This window comes from Burkholderia arboris (assembly GCF_038723655.1).
Lineage (GTDB): Bacteria > Pseudomonadota > Gammaproteobacteria > Burkholderiales > Burkholderiaceae > Burkholderia > Burkholderia arboris.
Genome location: NZ_CP109821.1, coordinates 1,250,236 through 1,266,445, shown reverse-complemented (window position 1 = coordinate 1,266,445; position 16,210 = coordinate 1,250,236). Strand labels below are relative to the sequence as shown.

Genomic DNA, 16,210 nt, shown 5'->3' with positions numbered 1-16,210 from the left:
GAAAGCCAGGTTTTGCGGACCGCGAAATACGATAGACTCGTCGCCAGTCAATACGCCGCTCCCGGGCGTCTTCGTCTGCCATTCAGCCCATCGATGCGCTATTCGGTCGAAATCAGAAAGTTTTTCTACAGCCAGTACTTTTTCGGCGGCTTGCGGATCGCCGTCGGCGTATCGCTGCCGGCCGTGCTCTGCCTGATCGTGTTTCACAACCGCGAGCTCGGCTTCACGATCTCGACGGGCGCGCTGGGCGCCTGCGTCGTCGACATGCCGGGCCCGCTCAAGTACAAGCACAACGAAATGCTCGCGTGCAGCGTGATCGGCTTCCTGGCCGCGCTCGCCACCGGCCTCGCGACACCGAACATCTTCGCGCTGTGGCTCACGATCGTGCCGCTCACGTTCGTGCTGTCGCTGATCGTCGTCTACGGCAACCGCTGGCCGCAGATCAGCTTCGCGACGCTGTTCATGATGGTGATGACGCTCGAGGAGAAGTTCACGCCGCTGCAGGCGTTCATCAACGCCGGCTGGATTCTCGCGGGCGGCCTCTGGTACACGTACTGGGCCACGCTCGTGTCGCAATGGCAGGCACGCCGGATCGAGCAGCAGGCGCTGGCCGAGAGCCTGTTCGCCTGTGCCGACTACCTGCTCGCGCGCGCGCAGTTCTACGATCTCGATGCCGACCTCGACGAGTGCTACCGCAACCTCGTCGCCCGGCAGATCACCGCGGTCGAAACGCAGGAAACCGCGCGCGACATCGTGCTGCGCAACCTGCCGAAGCTGCGGCGCGGCAAGCTCGACCCCGGCCGCACGACGATGTACAACCTGTTCATCAACAGCGTCGATCTTCACGAGCTGTTCGTCGGCGCGCATACCGACTACCCGCTCGTGCGCAATACGTTCGGCGGCTCGGATCTGATCATTTTCTACCGCGACCTGATCCGCAAGGCCGCCGCCGATCTCGAGGAGATCGGCCTCGCGGTGCTCGAGAACCGTGCGCCGCATTCCCGGATCAGCGTGAAGGCCGAGCTGCGCGCGATCGAGTACGAGATCGAGCTGATGCGCAAGAAGAACTTCGCGGCCACCAACGCGGAAGCGTATGCGGCCGTGCTCGCGACGTTCCGGCGCATCTGGAGCGCGACGCGCCTGATCGACCGGATGCGCCGCAACCTGTCGGGCCATGCCGATCCGCAGCAAACCGAACTGAAGATCGACAAGGCGCTCACCCGCTTCCTGCAGCGCCGCCGCATGTCGCCGCTGCTGATCTTCTCGAACCTGAACATGCGCTCGCCGAGCTTCCGCCACGCGCTGCGCGTGACGATCGCCGTGGCAGTCGGTTTCTGGATCGGCCGGCTGCTGCCGCTCACGAACGCGTACTGGATCGTGATGACGACCATCATCATCCTGAAGCCCGGCTACTCGCTGACCAAACAGCGCAACGCGCAGCGGATCATCGGCACGCTGATCGGCTGCGCGGCGAGCATCGCGCTGATCTACACGGTGAAGGAGCCGCACCTGCTGATCGCGATCATGTTCGGGTCGATGGTGATGAGCTACAGCCTGCTGCTGTTCAACTACGCGGCCAGCGTCGTGTTCACGTCATCGTACGTGCTGCTGATGTTCCACCTGCTCGCACCGGGCAGCATGCGGATCATCGGCGAGCGCGCGATCGACACGGTGGTGGGCTGCATGATCGCGATCGCCGCGAGCCGGCTGTTCCCGTACTGGGAATACCGGCTGATGGGCAAGCTCGTCACCGACATGCTGACGTCCACCCGCAAGTATTTCGAAGCCGTGTGGCGCGCCGGGCGCGGCATGTCGCCGCCGCCAGTGCCGGCCGCCGACGGCGCGGCCGTCGTCCCGGGCGTGGCGGCGGTCGTCGAATCGCCCGCCGCGAGCCTCGACGACGACTACCGCTACCGCCTTGCACGCAAGGACGTGCACATCGCATTCGCGAACCTCGGGCAGGCGTTCCAGCGGATGATGATCGAGCCGAAGGCGCACCAGCGCTTCGTGCCCGAGCTGAACGACCTGCTCGTGCAGACGCACGTGCTCGGCGCGCAGATCACGGCCGCTGCGCCGCTGATCCGCAACGCATGCGCAGCCGACGGCGGCCTCGAGCACGACGACGCGCTGCGGCGCGGCCTCGCCGCCGTGCTCGACAATCTCGAGAAGGCCGAGGCCGGCGAGCCGCCGCCTGCCGACCAGCTCGAAGCGTCGAAGCAGATCACGCGCGACCTCGACGCGATGGTCGTGTCCGCGGAAAAATCCGAGGCGGTCGGCGCCGAACTCACGCACGACCTGAAAGTGCTCGCGCACCAGTGCAAGCAGATGCTCGCGTCGTCGCTGCTGATCCGCAAGGATGCGAGCGTGATCCGCCTGCCCGCCTGACCCCGAATGTTCCTGCCGGCGGGCCGGCCCGCGCACGCCGCGGATCGGCCACCGGCGCGCCCGATTCAACGATCACCCGCAGCATGACCCGCCTGCCTCACGCGGCCCGCTCGCCCGCCGCGCGACCGCCCCACGCCCTATTCCGCTCGCCGCGCCAGTCAGGGAATACCCGATTCCGGTCACCGGGCCTGGCTTGTTATCATTCGTTCACATTCAAGTTGTATAGACAACTTGAGCCAATCGGACCGGCCCCGCTCGCCCGGTCCGTCGCATAACGATATCGGAGACTCGATGAAAAACTTGCAGCGCCACCTGAGCGCGCGGCACATCCGCTTTCTCGCGCTCGGCTCGGCGATCGGCACGGGCCTGTTCTACGGCTCGGCGTCCGCGATCCAGCTCGCGGGCCCGGCCGTGATCCTGGCGTACATCCTAGGCGGTGCGGCCGTCTACATGGTGATGCGCGCGCTCGGCGAGATGGCCGTGCGCGAACCCGTCGCCGGTTCGTTCGGCCATTACGCGACCGAGAACCTTGGCCCGTTCGCGGGATTCGTCACCGGCTGGACCTACACGCTCGAAATGGTGATCGTCGCGATCGCCGACATCACGGCATTCGGCATCTACATGGGCTTCTGGTTTCCGGATGTCCCCCAATGGATCTGGGTGCTCGGCGTCGTCGCGATCATCTGCGGGCTGAACCTGTGCCACGTGAAGGTGTTCGGCGAGCTCGAGTTCTGGCTGTCGATCATCAAGGTCGGCGCGATCGTCGCGATGATCGGCGGCGGCGTCGCGATCCTGCTGACCGGCATGCACTTCGGCCATTCGGCCGACGTGCCGACGTTCGCGAACCTGTGGAACCATGGCGGCTTCTTGCCGAACGGCGTCGGCGGGCTGATCGCATCGCTGTCGGTCGTGATCTTCGCGTACGGCGGAATCGAGGTGATCGGGATGAGCGCCGGCGAGGCGAAGGACCCGGAGCGCGTCATTCCGCGCGCGATCAACGCGGTGCCCGCGCGCATCCTGCTGTTCTACGTGCTGACGATGGTCGTGTTGATGTCGATCAGCCCGTGGACGGGCGTCGGCGGCGACGGCAGCCCGTTCGTGCAGATCTTCTCGGCGCTCGGCGTGAAGTCGGCCGCGACGATCCTCAACCTGGTCGTGATCAGCGCGGCGATCTCGGCGATCAACAGCGACATCTTCGGCGCGGGCCGCATGATGTTCGGGATGGCGCGTCAGGGCCAGGCGCCGCGCGTGCTGATGACGACGTCGCGGCACGGCGTGCCGTGGGTCACGGTGCTCGTGATGGCCGGCGCGCTGCTCGTCGGCGTGGTGCTGAACTACCTGATGCCGAAGGACGTGTTCCTGATGGTCGCCGCGATCGCGACGTTCGCGACCGTGTGGGTCTGGCTGATGATCCTGCTGTCGCAGGTTGCGATGCGCCGCCGCCTGTCGAGCGCCGAAGTCGCGACGCTGAAGTTCAAGGTGCCGCTGTGGCCGGTCGCGCCGGCGCTGACGATCGCGTTCATGGGCTTCGTGATCGTGATGCTCGGCTGGTTCGAGGACACGCGCGTCGCGCTGTATGTCGGCGCGGCGTGGCTCGCGCTGCTCGCGGTCGTGTTCTACGCCCGGATACGTCCGAAATTCGCCGCTGCGTCACGTTGACGCACGGCTGACCTGCCTGCGCGGCGCGCCTGCTTCGGCGCCCGCTACCGTCCCGGTTCCGCGCGGCATCTGTCGCGCCGGAAACCGCGGAATCTCCCCCTGCATCTGCCCCGCAAGCGCGGCCCGACCGGGCCACGCACCGGCACGTCAGTGCGACGCCGCGCTCGCGGCCTCGGCCGGATGGGCCTCGTCGTACGCGCGCTTCTGCGAAATCGCGTTGTACAGGATCGTCCCGATCACGAGCAGCACGGCCACGACGATCAGGATGCTCACGTTGCGGACAGGGTTCTTCTTGCGCTGATCGTTCATGGTCGGTGCGTCTCCGTCAAATTCGTCGAAGCGGGCATTCTACGCGCTTGCGCCCGCACTGCGACGTCCCGTTTCCCGATCCCCGCCTGCACCTTCGCCGCGGCTTTCCGCAAGCTTTCATTTGGTAATCGTTCCCATTTCGATCTAGAATCCGGAGTCTTTCATTTTGTAATGTTCCGGATGCTCGGGCGGCAGGCGCGCCCCGGAACGCCCCCTCGTCCACCTGCCCCACCGGAGTCTTCATGTCGAATCCGCGCACCCGCCTGCTGCCGCTCGCCGGCGCCCTCGCCCTGGCCGCGGCCGCCTTCGCGCCGCTCGCCCACGCGGCCGAGGAAGTGAGCCTGTACACCACCCGCGAGCCGAAGCTGATCCAGCCGCTCATCGACGCGTTCACGAAGCAGAGCGGCGTCAAGGTCAACACGGTATTCGTGAAGGACGGCCTGCTTGAGCGCGTGAAGGTGGAAGGCGCGCAATCGCCGGCCGACGTGCTGATGACGGTCGACGTCGGCAACCTGCTCGACCTCGTCGATGGCGGTGTCACGCAACCGGTGCGCTCGAAGGCGCTCGACGACGCGATTCCCGCGAACCTGCGCGGCGCGAACGGCGACTGGTACGCACTGTCGCTGCGCGATCGAGTGCTGTACGTCGAAAAGGACCTGAAGGTCGATGCGTTCCGCTATGAAGATCTCGCCGATCCGAAATGGAAGGGCAAGGTCTGCATCCGCTCGGGCCAGCATCCGTACAACACGGCGCTCGTCGCGGCGATGATCGCGCACGACGGCGAAGCCGCGACCGAGAAGTGGCTGCGCGGCGTGAAGGCGAACCTCGCTCGCAAGGCGACCGGCGGCGACCGCGACGTCGCGCGCGACATCCTCGGCGGCATCTGCGACGTCGGCCTCGCGAACGCCTACTACGTCGGCCACATGAAGAATGCGGAGCCGGGCAGCGACGCGCGCAAATGGGGCGACGCGATCAAGGTCGTGCGGCCGACGTTCGCGAACGCGAAGAGCGGCGGCACGCACGTGAACATCAGCGGCGCGACGGTGGCGAAGCACGCGCCGCACAAGGCCAACGCGGTGAAGCTGCTCGAATACCTGGTGTCGCCGGAAGCGCAGTCGCTGTATGCGCAGGCCAACTACGAATACCCGGTGCGCGCGAACGTGAAGCTCGATCCGGTAATCGCGAGCTTCGGCGCGCTGAAGGTCGATCCGTTGTCGCTGACGGACATCGCAAAGTATCGCAAGCAGGCCAGCCAGCTCGTCGACAAGGTCGGCTTTGACAACTGACGCATCGTCCGCCGGCGCGCGCCGCGAACCCTCCCGGCCGCGCCTGCGGCCACGCGCGGGCAGCCTGTGGCTGCTCGCGGCGCTGGCGATCGCTGCGGCGGTCGCTGCGCCGCTCGCGGTGCTCGTCGCCGCCGCGTTCGATGCCGATCTCGCGCACTGGGCGCATCTCGCTGAATTCGTGCTGCCGCAGGCGCTCGTCAATACGTTGCTGCTGCTTGCGGGCGTCGGCACGATCGTGTCGATCATCGGCACCGGCTGCGCGTGGCTCGTCACCGCCTACGATTTTCCCGGCCGCCGGATGCTGACGTGGGCGCTGCTGCTGCCGCTGGCCGTCCCCACCTACATCGTCGCGTTCGCGTATCTCGACCTGCTGCACCCGATCGGCCCGGTCCAGAGCGCGATCCGCTGGCTGCTCGGCTTCGACAGCCCGCGCCAGTTCCGCCTGCCCGACCTGCGCTCGCTGCCCGGCGCGATCTTCGTGCTCGGCTTCGTGCTGTATCCGTATGTGTATCTGAGCACGCGCGCGATGTTCGTCATGCAGTCCGCAAGCCTGCTCGAAGCCGCGCGCACGCTCGGCGCCGGGCGCATCGCGACGTTCTGGCGCGTCGTCGTGCCGCTCGCGCGGCCCGCGATCGCGGTCGGCATGAGCCTCGCCCTGCTCGAAACGCTGAACGACATCGGCGCATCGGAATTCCTCGGCGTGCAGACGCTGACCGTGTCGGTCTACACGACGTGGATCACGCGCTCCGATCTTGCCGGCGCCGCGCAGATCGCGCTCGCGATGCTCGCGATCGTTGTCGGCATGATTGGGCTCGAGCGCTACGGGCGCCGCCGCCAGCGCTACGCGCACGGCCGGCGCATGCGGCCGATCGCGCCGCGCCGCCTGACGGGCGCGGCCGCACTGGGCGCCGCCGTGCTCGGCTGGCTGCCCGTCCTGATCGGCTTCGGCGCACCGGCCGCGTACCTCGCGGTCGAGACCGGCAAGCGGCTGCATCTCGTCGGCGGCGTGTCCGCGCAACTGATGACGGGGCTGGCGAACACGCTGACGATCGCGACCGCCGCCACTGCTGCAACGCTCGCGTGCGGGCTCGTCGTCGCATGGGCCGCGCGTGCGCAACGCGACAGCGCCCGTGCGGGCCCGGCCCGCCTGTGCGCGCGGATCGCAAGCCTCGGCTATGCGGTGCCGGGCACCGTGCTCGCGATCGGCCTGCTGATCCCGTTCGCCGCGGCCGACCGGCTGTTCGGCGCGGCGCTCGGCCGCGACGGGCTACTGCTGATGGGCTCGGCGACCGCACTCGTGATCGCCTATACCGTGCGCTTTCTCGCGATCCCGGCCGGCGGCATCGAGGCCGGCCTCGCCCGCATTCCGCCGTCGCTCGAACAGGCTGCGCGTTCGCTCGGCGAAACGGCCGGCGGCACGCTGCGCCGCGTTCACCTGCCGCTGCTGCGGCCCGCGCTCACGACGAGCGCGCTGCTGGTGTTCGTCGACGCGATGAAGGAGTTGCCGGCCACGCTGCTGCTGCGCCCGCTGAATTTCGACACGCTCGCGACCTGGCTGTATGCGGAAGCCGCGCGCGGTACCTATGAAGAAGGCGCGGTCGCCGCGCTCGCGATCGTGCTGGCCGGGCTCGTGCCCGTGATCCTGCTCGCGCGCACCCGCCACAAGATCGGAGCCTGACACCGTGAACCTGCTCGAACTCGACGACCTCTGCATCGCCTACGACATGCCGCAAGGCCGCCGCACGGTGGTCGACGGGCTGAGCCTCGCGCTGCCGCGCGGCGAGATCGGCTGCCTGCTCGGCGCGTCCGGCTGCGGCAAGACCACCGTGCTGCGCGCGATCGCCGGCTTCGAGCCCGTGCGCATGGGGCGCATCGTGCTCGACGGCGCGCCCGTCGCGGCACCGTCGCTCGACGTGCCGCCCGAGCGGCGGCGCATCGGCATGATGTTCCAGGACTACGCGCTGTTCCCGCACCTGAGCGCGGCCGACAACGTCGCGTTCGGCTTGCGGCGCATGGCGAAAACCGAACGGCGCATGCGCGTCGCGGAAATGCTCGAACTCGTCGGCCTCGCCGATTCAGGCGACGCGTTTCCGCACGAACTGTCGGGCGGCCAGCAGCAGCGCGTCGCCCTCGCGCGCGCGCTCGCGCCGTCACCGGAATTGCTGCTGCTCGACGAGCCGTTCTCGAATCTCGACGTCGATACGCGCGAGCGGCTCGCGTTCGAGCTGCGCGACATCCTGAAGCACACGGGTCACACCGCGATCCTCGTCACGCACAATCAGGCGGAAGCGTTCGCGATCGCCGACCGGATCGGCGTGATGAAGGACGGCCAGCTCGCGCAATGGGATACGCCATATGCGCTGCATCACCATCCGGCCAGCCCGTTCGTCGCGGATTTCGTGCGTCGCGACGCGCTGGCCGACGAACGCGCGCGCGCACTGGCGCGCGGCCGCTGACCCGCGCCGCCGGCAGGGCTGGCGCGCCAGCCCTGCCCGTCAGGTCGGCTCGGCAAGATCGCGCACGGGCAGCGCGGTCGAATACTTGATCTGCTCCATCGCGAACGACGAACTGACGTCGAACAGCGGCACCGCGCGAATCAGCTGCTTGTACACGCGGTCGTAGTCGTCGATGCCGGCCACCACGACGCGCAGCAGGTAGTCGGTCTCGCCGCTCATCCGGTAGACCTCGACCACTTCCGGCATGTCGCGCACGGCCTGCGTGAAGCGCTGCGCCCACTCCTCGGTGTGCTGGTTCGTGCGGATCGCGACGAACACGGTCGTGCCGACCCCGAGCTTGCGCGGATCGCACAGCGCAACCTGCGCGCGAATCGCGCCGGTTTCCTTGAGCCGCTGCACGCGCTTCCAGCACGGCGTCTGCGACAGGTTCACGCGCTGTGCCAGTTCCGCGATCGGCAGCGTGGCATCCGCCTGCAGCAGCTCCAGCAGCTTGCGATCGATGGCGTCCATTTCTCCATTCCCTCGTCGATAGAAATTTATTCTATTCATCCTGCACAACGGGGAACAATATGAAAACGGCTTAGCCGCGTCGACCGGTATAAATACCAATCCGCAACGATTCCGCATCACCAGACGAAACAGGCGACACCTCCCGTCAAGGAGGAATCGCCTGAAATGCCTGCGCGCTGGCACGTGCCTGCAGCGCCCGGGCCGGACTGGCCCGTATTCGCTGCCGGCCGTCACACCGCTCAGTACGCGGCCGTCGCGATCTCGCGCACGAAGCTGTCCTGCTCGAGCGCGTCGACGAACGCGACCGCGTAGTCTTCCGCCGAGATCTTGCTGTTGCCTTGCGCGTCCACGATCAGCTTGCCGACGCCCGTGCGGAACGTGCCCGTGCGCTCGCCCGGGGCGATCAGCGCGGCCGGCGCGAAGAACGTCCAGTCGAGATCGGCGACCGTCTTCAGGTAGTTGAGCGCATCGCGGTGCGCGAGCGCCGGTGGCTTGTACGCTTCCGGGAAGCCTTCGCTGTCGACGAGCTGCTTGCCGGGCGCAACTTCGAGCGAACCGGCGCCGCCCACCACGACGAGCCGCTTCAGGCCAGCCTGGCGCGTGCCGGCGACCAGCGCCCTCGCCACCTCGACGACCTTCGCCGCATCTTCCTGCTTCGGGCCGTATGCGCTCGCAACGACGTCATGTCCCGGCAGCGCGGCCGCGATGCTGGCCGCGTCGAACAGGTCGGCCGCCTTCGCGGTGATGCCGTCAACGGAGGCGCCCGGATGGCGCGACAGCGCCGTGACGCGATGACCGCGTCGCACGGCTTCCGCGGCGATGCGCGAGCCGATCGTGCCGGTTGCGCCGAACAGCGCGATATTCAGGGAACGTTGCGTCATGTCGATTCTCCACAAAGAAAAATGTGTAACAATTTTAATTACACTTAAATCCGAAAAAAACGGGGCAAAGCCCCCGTTGCGCCGGTCGCGCGCCTGCGCGCCTGCGCGCCGTCCGGCCTCCTGCCCTGCCTGCCGCCGCTCACCCGCCGGCGCGTGCGGCCCGTTGCGTGCGCTGTTCGAGATCCAGCAGATCGGCCGTCACGTCGACCAGCGTGCGCGTGGCAAGCGATGCCTCCATCGCGCGTTGCGCATCGCCGATATAGCCGGTCAGCACACCCTGGATGTGCCGCCCGACGAGACACGCGGGATTCGGTGCCTCGCGATGCAGCGCGAACAGTTGCGCATCGTCGACCGCGCGATACACGTCGAGCAGCGTGATCTCGTCGGGCTCGCGCGCCAGCAGCGCACCGCCGCCCGCACCGAGCTGCGACGTGGTCAGCCCCGCCGCCGCCAGCATCGACAGCAACCGGCGAATCAGTGCCGGATTCGTATTCACGCTGCCCGCGATGATGTCGGACGACAACGGCACGCCTTCCTTCATCGACAGCAAGGTGAGCACGTGAACGGCAAACGCGAACCGGCTGCTGGTATTCATTCCTGACTCACTCGGCGACGCCGGCCCGAACTGCAACCGGCGACATGTGTAACCATCATAATTACATTTTGCGGATCGTGCAAGCCCGCGTCACTCACCGCTCGCGGGCTTGGCACCCGCAGCGTTCTGCTGGCTCCACTGCTGGAGCTTCTTGCCGGCTTCCGCGATCTTCGCGCCTGCCTCGGACGCCGCATGTGCGACGACCGCGGAGGCAGCCGCATCGATCTGCGCCTGTGCGGCCGACGCGAGGCCGCTTGCGGACAGCGGCGGCACCGCCGACGCCGCGGACGCGATACCGGCCTTCGCAGCGTTGAGCTGCTGGTTGACGGTGCTCGCCACCTGGTCGAGCGCCTTCGCCGCATTGTTCGCGGCATCGGCGGCCGCGCTCGCGGCCGTATCGGGTTGGGCGGCCGGCGTGCCGGACTTCTCGCAGCCCGCGAGCAACAGCAGCGCACCGGCGGCCACGGCCGCCAGCACGGACCCGGGCACGCGACGCGCCCGCGATGTCTTCATGTTCATCAGCAATCTCCGGCCGTGCGTCGCACGGCCTCGTGGTTGGACCGGTGTCGATGATACCGCCTGTGGAACAGGCCAAATAACGACCCATCATTAAAAATGCCTTTCAATTTCGGACTTGTCTGATTCAATCGCAGGCGCTACGCCTCTAAAGTGGGCACGCTTCAATCCACTTTGTCCGTGTCCCCTTTTTCCTATGGCTTTCCTTGTCGACTGGCTCATCGCCCTGGCCGCGCTGCTCGCCGCCATCCTCTTCCTTTGCCTGCGCGCACCGTCGGCGCGCCGCCTCGCCGAATCCGGGCGTCCGCGCCGCATCGCGTGCGCGCGCCTGCTCACGCAGGCGTTGATCGGTTTCTGGACGGCCGCGCTGATCGTCATGGAAGGCATCCTCGGCCCCGACGGCGACGGCCAGTCGCTTGCAGGCTTCGCGGCACTCGCGTTCGCCGCGCTCGGCCTGTCGGCCGTCGCCGCCTACTGGTCGGCACGCGCGCTGCAGCTGCGCCGGCCGCCCACGCTGTTCGCCCGCCACTGACGCGCCAAATGGGTGCGTCATCATGCACCGCCGCGCACCACGCCGCACCACCCCACCCACCGCACGCACCAGTTCAGCACGCATCGCACCACGCGCGTGCACCCGGCGCCTCCACCAACCGTCGCCGGCCGCGCCCTCACCTCGTGCACGATTCACCGGAATGCCGCACCGCGCGGCGCGCAGGCACCAACTCCACGCAGCCGTTCACCAAGTTGGCTCGATACTTGCGTTCCTTGCCCGTTTTTTGCGCAAGGAAGCCACGGCATGGATGGTCTGAAATCCGGCGTCGACACACTGTTCCTGTTGATCGGCGCCGTCATGGTGCTCGCGATGCACGCGGGCTTCGCATTTCTCGAACTCGGCACGGTCCGCAAGAAGAACCAGGTCAACGCGCTCGTGAAGATCCTCGTCGACTTCTCCGTGTCGACGCTCGCGTACTTCTTCATCGGCTACACGATCGCGTACGGCGTCGAGTTCTTCGACGACATCGGCACGCTGTCGCAGCACAACGGCTATGCGCTCGTGCGCTTCTTCTTCCTGCTGACCTTCGCGGCGGCGATTCCCGCGATCGTGTCCGGCGGCATCGCCGAGCGCGCGAAGTTCAACCCGCAACTCGTCGCGACGCTGATCATCGTCGGCTTCATCTATCCGTTCTTCGAAGGGATGGCGTGGAACGAGCGCTTCGGCGTGCAGGCCTGGCTCACGCACGCGTTCGGTGCGCCGTTCCACGATTTCGCCGGTTCGGTCGTCGTGCATGCGTTCGGCGGCTGGGTCGCGCTGCCGGCCGTACTGCTGCTCGGCGCGCGCCACGGCCGCTATGCGAAGGACGGCCGGATCGCCGCGCACCCGCCGTCGAACATCCCGTTCCTCGCGCTCGGCGCGTGGGTGCTCGCGGTAGGCTGGTTCGGCTTCAACGTGATGAGCGCGCAGACACTCGACAAGATCAGCGGCCTCGTCGCCGTGAACTCGCTGATGGCGATGGTCGGCGGCACGCTCGCCGCGTGGATGGCTGGCCGCAACGACCCGGGCTTCACCTACAACGGGCCGCTCGCGGGCCTCGTCGCGGTGTGCGCCGGCTCCGACGTGATGCATCCGATCGGCGCGCTCGTCACGGGCGCGGCCGCCGGCGTGCTGTTCGTCGCGATGTTCACCTGCGTGCAGAACAAGTGGCGCATCGACGACGTGCTCGGCGTGTGGCCGCTGCACGGCATGTGCGGCGCGCTCGGCGGCCTCGCGGCCGGTGTGTTCGGGCTCCCCGCGCTCGGCGGTCTCGGCGGTGTGTCGTTCCTGTCGCAACTGGTCGGCACGCTCGGCGGCATCGCGATCGCGACTGCGGGCGGCACGCTCGTCTACGGCGCGCTGAAAGCGACCGTCGGGCTGCGCCTCGGCCGCGAAGCCGAATTCGACGGGGCCGACCTGTCGATCCACCGCATCTCGGCGACACCGGAGCGCGATTGACCGTCTGACGAACGCCCGACGCATCATTACGTTTTCAATTCAAAAAACTTTCATCGAGCGTCCTTACACTTCCGTCCAGTTTTCAATATGCCTTCGCGAAGCTTGCCGAGCGCCTGCTTCGCGAAGGCCATTCTTCCAACAACTGAAACTGGACTCCACATGCCCGCGTTGCCCAATGCTTCCCGTCGTCAGGCCCTGAAGATCCTCGCCGGCGCGCCGATGCTTCCCCTTTCCGGTCTCGCGCTGCCGGCCCTGCTGACGGGTTGCGGCGGCGACGACAATCCCGCATCGACGCCGGCCCCGGTCGCCGCCGCGTACACGTCGGCGACGTTCTCGGCGATGGCCGCGCCGACGCTCGACAACGCGGCCGCGATGGCCACGACGACGGTCGGCTCGACGCTGTCGGTGTCGTTCTCGGACGGCTCGTCGCGCAACTTCAAGCTCGCGTACCGGCCGTTCTTCGTGACGGGCGACATGGTGCCGGACGGCAAGGGCGGCACGACGCTCGCGGGCGGCTACTACGACATCAACAACCAGCCGATCATCGATCGCTCGGTCGCCGGCAAGGAGCGCCAGTTCTATTCCGACTGCCCGGACGGCAGCTCGCTGCTGACGCTGAAGAACGCGAACGTGCCCGGCGTGAAGGGCAACACGGTGTTCGCGGTCGTGCAGTTCGAATACACGACGCGCGACCAGGCGAGCGCATCGCAGTACGGCCAGCTGCCGTCGCCGATCGCGGTGCTCTCGCTCGACCAGGATCCGGCCACCGGCGCGCTGAAGGTCGTGAAGTACCACAACGTCGACACGTCGAAGGCGCACGGCCTGTGGATCACCTGCGGCGCGAGCCTGTCGCCGTGGGGCACGCACCTGTCGAGCGAGGAATACGAGCCGGACGCGACGAAGGTCGCAACCGACGCGCAGTTCAAGGCGTTCAGCAAGAACACGTTCGGCGACGAGACGAAGGCGAACCCCTACCACTACGGCCACCTGCCCGAAATCACCGTGAACCCGGACGGCTCGGGCACCGTGAAGAAGCACTACTGCCTCGGCCGCATCTCGCACGAGCTGATCCAGGTGATGCCGGACCAGCGCACCGTGATGATGGGTGACGACGCCACCAACGGCGGCCTGTTCATGTTCGTCGCCGACAAGGCGGCCGACCTGTCGGCCGGCACGCTGTACGTCGCGAAGTGGACGCAGACGTCGTCCGCCGGCGCCGGCACCGCGACGCTCACGTGGATCAAGATCGGCCACGCGACCAGCAGCGAGATCGAAGCGCTCGCGAACACGCTGAAGGCGTCGGACATCATGGACCTGGTGACCGCCGACCCGAACGACGCGAGCTACACGAAGATCCACTTCGGCGGCAAGTTCAACTGGATGCGCGTAAAGCCGGGGATGGAAAAGGCGGCCGCGTTCCTCGAGACGCACCGCTATGCGGCGCTGGTCGGCGGCAGCATGGGCTTCACGAAGCTCGAAGGCACGACCGTGAACGCGAAGGACAAGATCGTCTACACGGCGATGTCGCGGATCGAAACGTCGATGGTCAAGGGCAATGCGGTGTCGCGCGACGTCGCGGTCGACAAGAAGATCGCCGCCGGTGCCGTCTACGCACTGAACCTGAAGGCCAGCCAGCGCGACACGACGGGCGGCGCGATCGACAGCGAATGGGTACCGGTCGACATGGGCGCGCCGGCCGCGCTCGTCGGCGAGGACCTCGCCGCGGCCGACGGGCTCGGCAACCTCGCGAACCCGGACAAGATCGCCAACCCGGACAACCTGAAGTTCTCCGAAAAGCTGCGCACGCTGTTCATCGGCGAAGACTCGGGCATGCACGTGAACAACTTCCTGTGGGCGTACAACGTCGATACGAAGTCGCTGGTGCGCGTGCTGTCGTGCCCGGCCGGCGCCGAATCGACGGGCCTGCACGCGGTCGACGAGATCAACGGCTGGACGTACATCATGAGCAACTTCCAGCACGCAGGCGACTGGGAATCGCCGCTGCACGACAAGGTCAAGCCGACGCTCGATCCGCTCGTGCGCGCGAACTTCAAGGACCGCTTCGGCGCCAGCGTCGGCTACCTGACGGCCGAGCAGACCAGCATCAAGCTCGCGAAGGCCTGACCGGGTCGCGCGAGGGAGTGTGCCCGTTACCCGGGCGCCCCGTTTCTTCATCACCGTTCATTCGTCGGCGCTCCACGCCGTTTCATGCGCGATGCCCAGTGCGGGCATCGCGCTTTTTTTTGTGCGAGCGAATCGCGTGAGCGGCACGCGTGCGGGGCGCCGGTCGCGCGCACAAGCGCACGCCGGACGCGCCCACACGGGCGTTGGACGGGCGCTTCCGAGGATCGGGGGATAATGCGGGTCTGACGCGTCCGGGCGGACAGTCAAAAAGACGGGCAAAAAAAAGCGCCACGGAGACCGTGGCGCTAAAAAAGTTCTAGCCATTCCGAGGGCCGTGCTAGAACCTGAGAGACTGCGCGAAACATCGTTGCCGGTTAAACTCTTGAAACGATGTTTCGAAAACGTGAGACATTCTTTCCGTTTCCGCCCGACAAGTCAAGCGGTATTTGCACCGGCTCATGCACTTTCCGGCAACGCTCATTTGAGCGTTTTCCTAATAAACCAAGGGTGAACCCGTAAAATCTCATCCAATGACCGGTTCGCCCGCGGAACATGCATCTTTTGACAATAGTCCTACAATACCAACAAAATTGAAATCGAGTTTCGGAATTAGAGAGAATCCCTCGTGTCGACAACTGTAACCTCTCCCGCGTCGCGGGACCGTGAATCGTCACCCGACGAGATCACCGCCCTCGCCCGCGGCCTCGCCGTGCTGCGCCGCATCGCGGCTGCCGACGCCCCCGTCAGCAACCGCGAACTGACCGAATTGACCGGCATCCCGAAGCCGACCGTCTCGCGCATCACCGCGACGCTCGTCAGTGCCGGCTTCCTGTTCCAGTTGCCCGACAGCGAGCGCTTCGTGCTCACCGCGTCGGTACTCGAACTGAGCCACGGCTTCCTGCGCAACTTCGACATTCGCGCGCGTTCGCGGCCGTTCATGATCGAGCTGGCCGAACGCACGTCGCTGTCCGTGCACCTCGCGGTGCGCGACCGGCTCGACATGGTCGCGATCGACGTGATCCGGCCGCGCTCGGCCGTGCTCGTCACGCGCCTCGAAATCGGCTCGCGGATGGATATCGCCCGCACGGCCGTGGGCCGCGCGTATCTCGCCGCACTCGAGGAAGACGAGCGGCGCCTGCTGCTCGAGTCGCTGCGCACCACGGCGGGCGACGACTGGCCGCACGTGTCCGCACGCCTGACCCCCGCGCTCGACGAAGCGATGCGCGACGGCCACGCGATCGCGATCGGCGAATGGCGCGAGGGCCTGAATGCGGTGGCAGCCGGTTTCGTCGGCCCGTCGGGCCAGCGCTACTCGGTGAATTGCGGCGGCGCGGCGCACCAGTGTTCGCCCGAATGGCTGCAGGAACACGTCGTGCCCGCGCTGCACGAATGCATCGCGAAAATCACCCGTGAGATCGGCGGCGCTCCGGCCCGGCGCATCAGCGTGTAATCGTTCCGTCACCGTCCTGTCGCGTTCTGTAACGACAGTAACCCGTTGA

At 67.0% G+C, this 16,210-nt stretch carries 14 protein-coding genes; 9 read left to right on the top strand and 5 right to left on the bottom strand.

Going from position 1 to position 16,210, the window contains the following annotated elements; translation table 11 throughout:
- Nucleotides 1-93 precede the first annotated feature (93 nt).
- On the top strand, nucleotides 94-2,385 hold the full coding sequence (locus tag OHZ10_RS06030) for an FUSC family protein (protein WP_256085740.1): 2,292 nt from the start codon (nucleotides 94-96) through the stop codon (nucleotides 2,383-2,385).
- 291 nt (nucleotides 2,386-2,676) lie between these two features.
- Nucleotides 2,677-4,044, top strand: coding sequence for an amino acid permease (locus OHZ10_RS06025; RefSeq protein WP_059235229.1), 1,368 nt, complete (start codon nucleotides 2,677-2,679; stop codon nucleotides 4,042-4,044).
- 147 nt (nucleotides 4,045-4,191) lie between these two features.
- On the opposite strand, the gene OHZ10_RS06020 is transcribed toward OHZ10_RS06025, so the two are convergent.
- Nucleotides 4,192-4,353: a hypothetical protein gene (locus OHZ10_RS06020; RefSeq protein WP_009688068.1), complete on the bottom strand. Its 162-nt coding sequence runs from the start codon at nucleotides 4,351-4,353 to the stop codon at nucleotides 4,192-4,194.
- A 242-nt stretch (nucleotides 4,354-4,595) separates the two neighbouring features.
- Between OHZ10_RS06020 and OHZ10_RS06015 the strand changes: the two genes are divergently transcribed.
- Genes OHZ10_RS06015 through OHZ10_RS06005 form a run of 3 tightly spaced genes read left to right on the top strand, consistent with a single transcriptional unit; the run spans nucleotide 4,596 to nucleotide 8,095 of the window.
- Nucleotides 4,596-5,639: a Fe(3+) ABC transporter substrate-binding protein gene (locus OHZ10_RS06015; protein ID WP_342703927.1), complete on the top strand. Its 1,044-nt coding sequence runs from the start codon at nucleotides 4,596-4,598 to the stop codon at nucleotides 5,637-5,639.
- Entirely contained in the window at nucleotides 5,629-7,317 is a 1,689-nt protein-coding gene (locus OHZ10_RS06010; RefSeq protein ID WP_174992019.1) for an ABC transporter permease, read from the top strand. Before OHZ10_RS06015 ends, OHZ10_RS06010 begins: the two co-directional genes overlap by 11 nt.
- 46 nt (nucleotides 7,318-7,363) lie before the next feature.
- Nucleotides 7,364-8,095, top strand: a complete 732-nt coding sequence (locus OHZ10_RS06005; RefSeq protein WP_155627193.1) for an ABC transporter ATP-binding protein — start codon at nucleotides 7,364-7,366, stop codon at nucleotides 8,093-8,095.
- Nucleotides 8,096-8,134: 39 nt separating this feature from the next.
- Here OHZ10_RS06005 and OHZ10_RS06000 read toward each other — a convergent pair whose 3' ends face one another.
- From OHZ10_RS06000 to OHZ10_RS05985, 4 genes are all read right to left on the bottom strand, one after another.
- Entirely contained in the window at nucleotides 8,135-8,605 is a 471-nt protein-coding gene (locus OHZ10_RS06000) for an Lrp/AsnC family transcriptional regulator (RefSeq protein WP_059235236.1), read from the bottom strand.
- 239 nt (nucleotides 8,606-8,844) lie between these two features.
- Nucleotides 8,845-9,486 carry an NAD(P)-dependent oxidoreductase gene (locus OHZ10_RS05995; RefSeq protein WP_342703925.1) on the bottom strand — a complete coding sequence of 214 codons (642 nt, stop codon included), beginning with the start codon at nucleotides 9,484-9,486 and terminating at the stop codon, nucleotides 8,845-8,847.
- 139 nt (nucleotides 9,487-9,625) lie between these two features.
- Complete coding sequence (locus OHZ10_RS05990; protein WP_059235240.1) at nucleotides 9,626-10,081, bottom strand: Rrf2 family transcriptional regulator; 456 nt, start codon at nucleotides 10,079-10,081, stop codon at nucleotides 9,626-9,628.
- Nucleotides 10,082-10,171: 90 nt separating this feature from the next.
- Nucleotides 10,172-10,600, bottom strand: coding sequence for a hypothetical protein (locus tag OHZ10_RS05985; protein WP_059235242.1), 429 nt, complete (start codon nucleotides 10,598-10,600; stop codon nucleotides 10,172-10,174).
- Nucleotides 10,601-10,793: 193 nt separating this feature from the next.
- Between OHZ10_RS05985 and OHZ10_RS05980 the strand changes: the two genes are divergently transcribed.
- From OHZ10_RS05980 to OHZ10_RS05965, 4 genes are all read left to right on the top strand, one after another.
- Entirely contained in the window at nucleotides 10,794-11,129 is a 336-nt protein-coding gene (locus tag OHZ10_RS05980; protein ID WP_174992017.1) for a hypothetical protein, read from the top strand.
- A gap of 264 nt (nucleotides 11,130-11,393) precedes the next feature.
- Complete coding sequence (locus OHZ10_RS05975) at nucleotides 11,394-12,587, top strand: ammonium transporter (protein ID WP_059235246.1); 1,194 nt, start codon at nucleotides 11,394-11,396, stop codon at nucleotides 12,585-12,587.
- Nucleotides 12,588-12,746: 159 nt separating this feature from the next.
- Nucleotides 12,747-14,711, top strand: a complete 1,965-nt coding sequence (locus OHZ10_RS05970) for a PhoX family protein (RefSeq protein WP_059235248.1) — start codon at nucleotides 12,747-12,749, stop codon at nucleotides 14,709-14,711.
- 625 nt (nucleotides 14,712-15,336) lie between these two features.
- Entirely contained in the window at nucleotides 15,337-16,161 is an 825-nt protein-coding gene (locus OHZ10_RS05965; protein ID WP_059235249.1) for an IclR family transcriptional regulator, read from the top strand.
- Nucleotides 16,162-16,210: the final 49 nt, after the last annotated feature.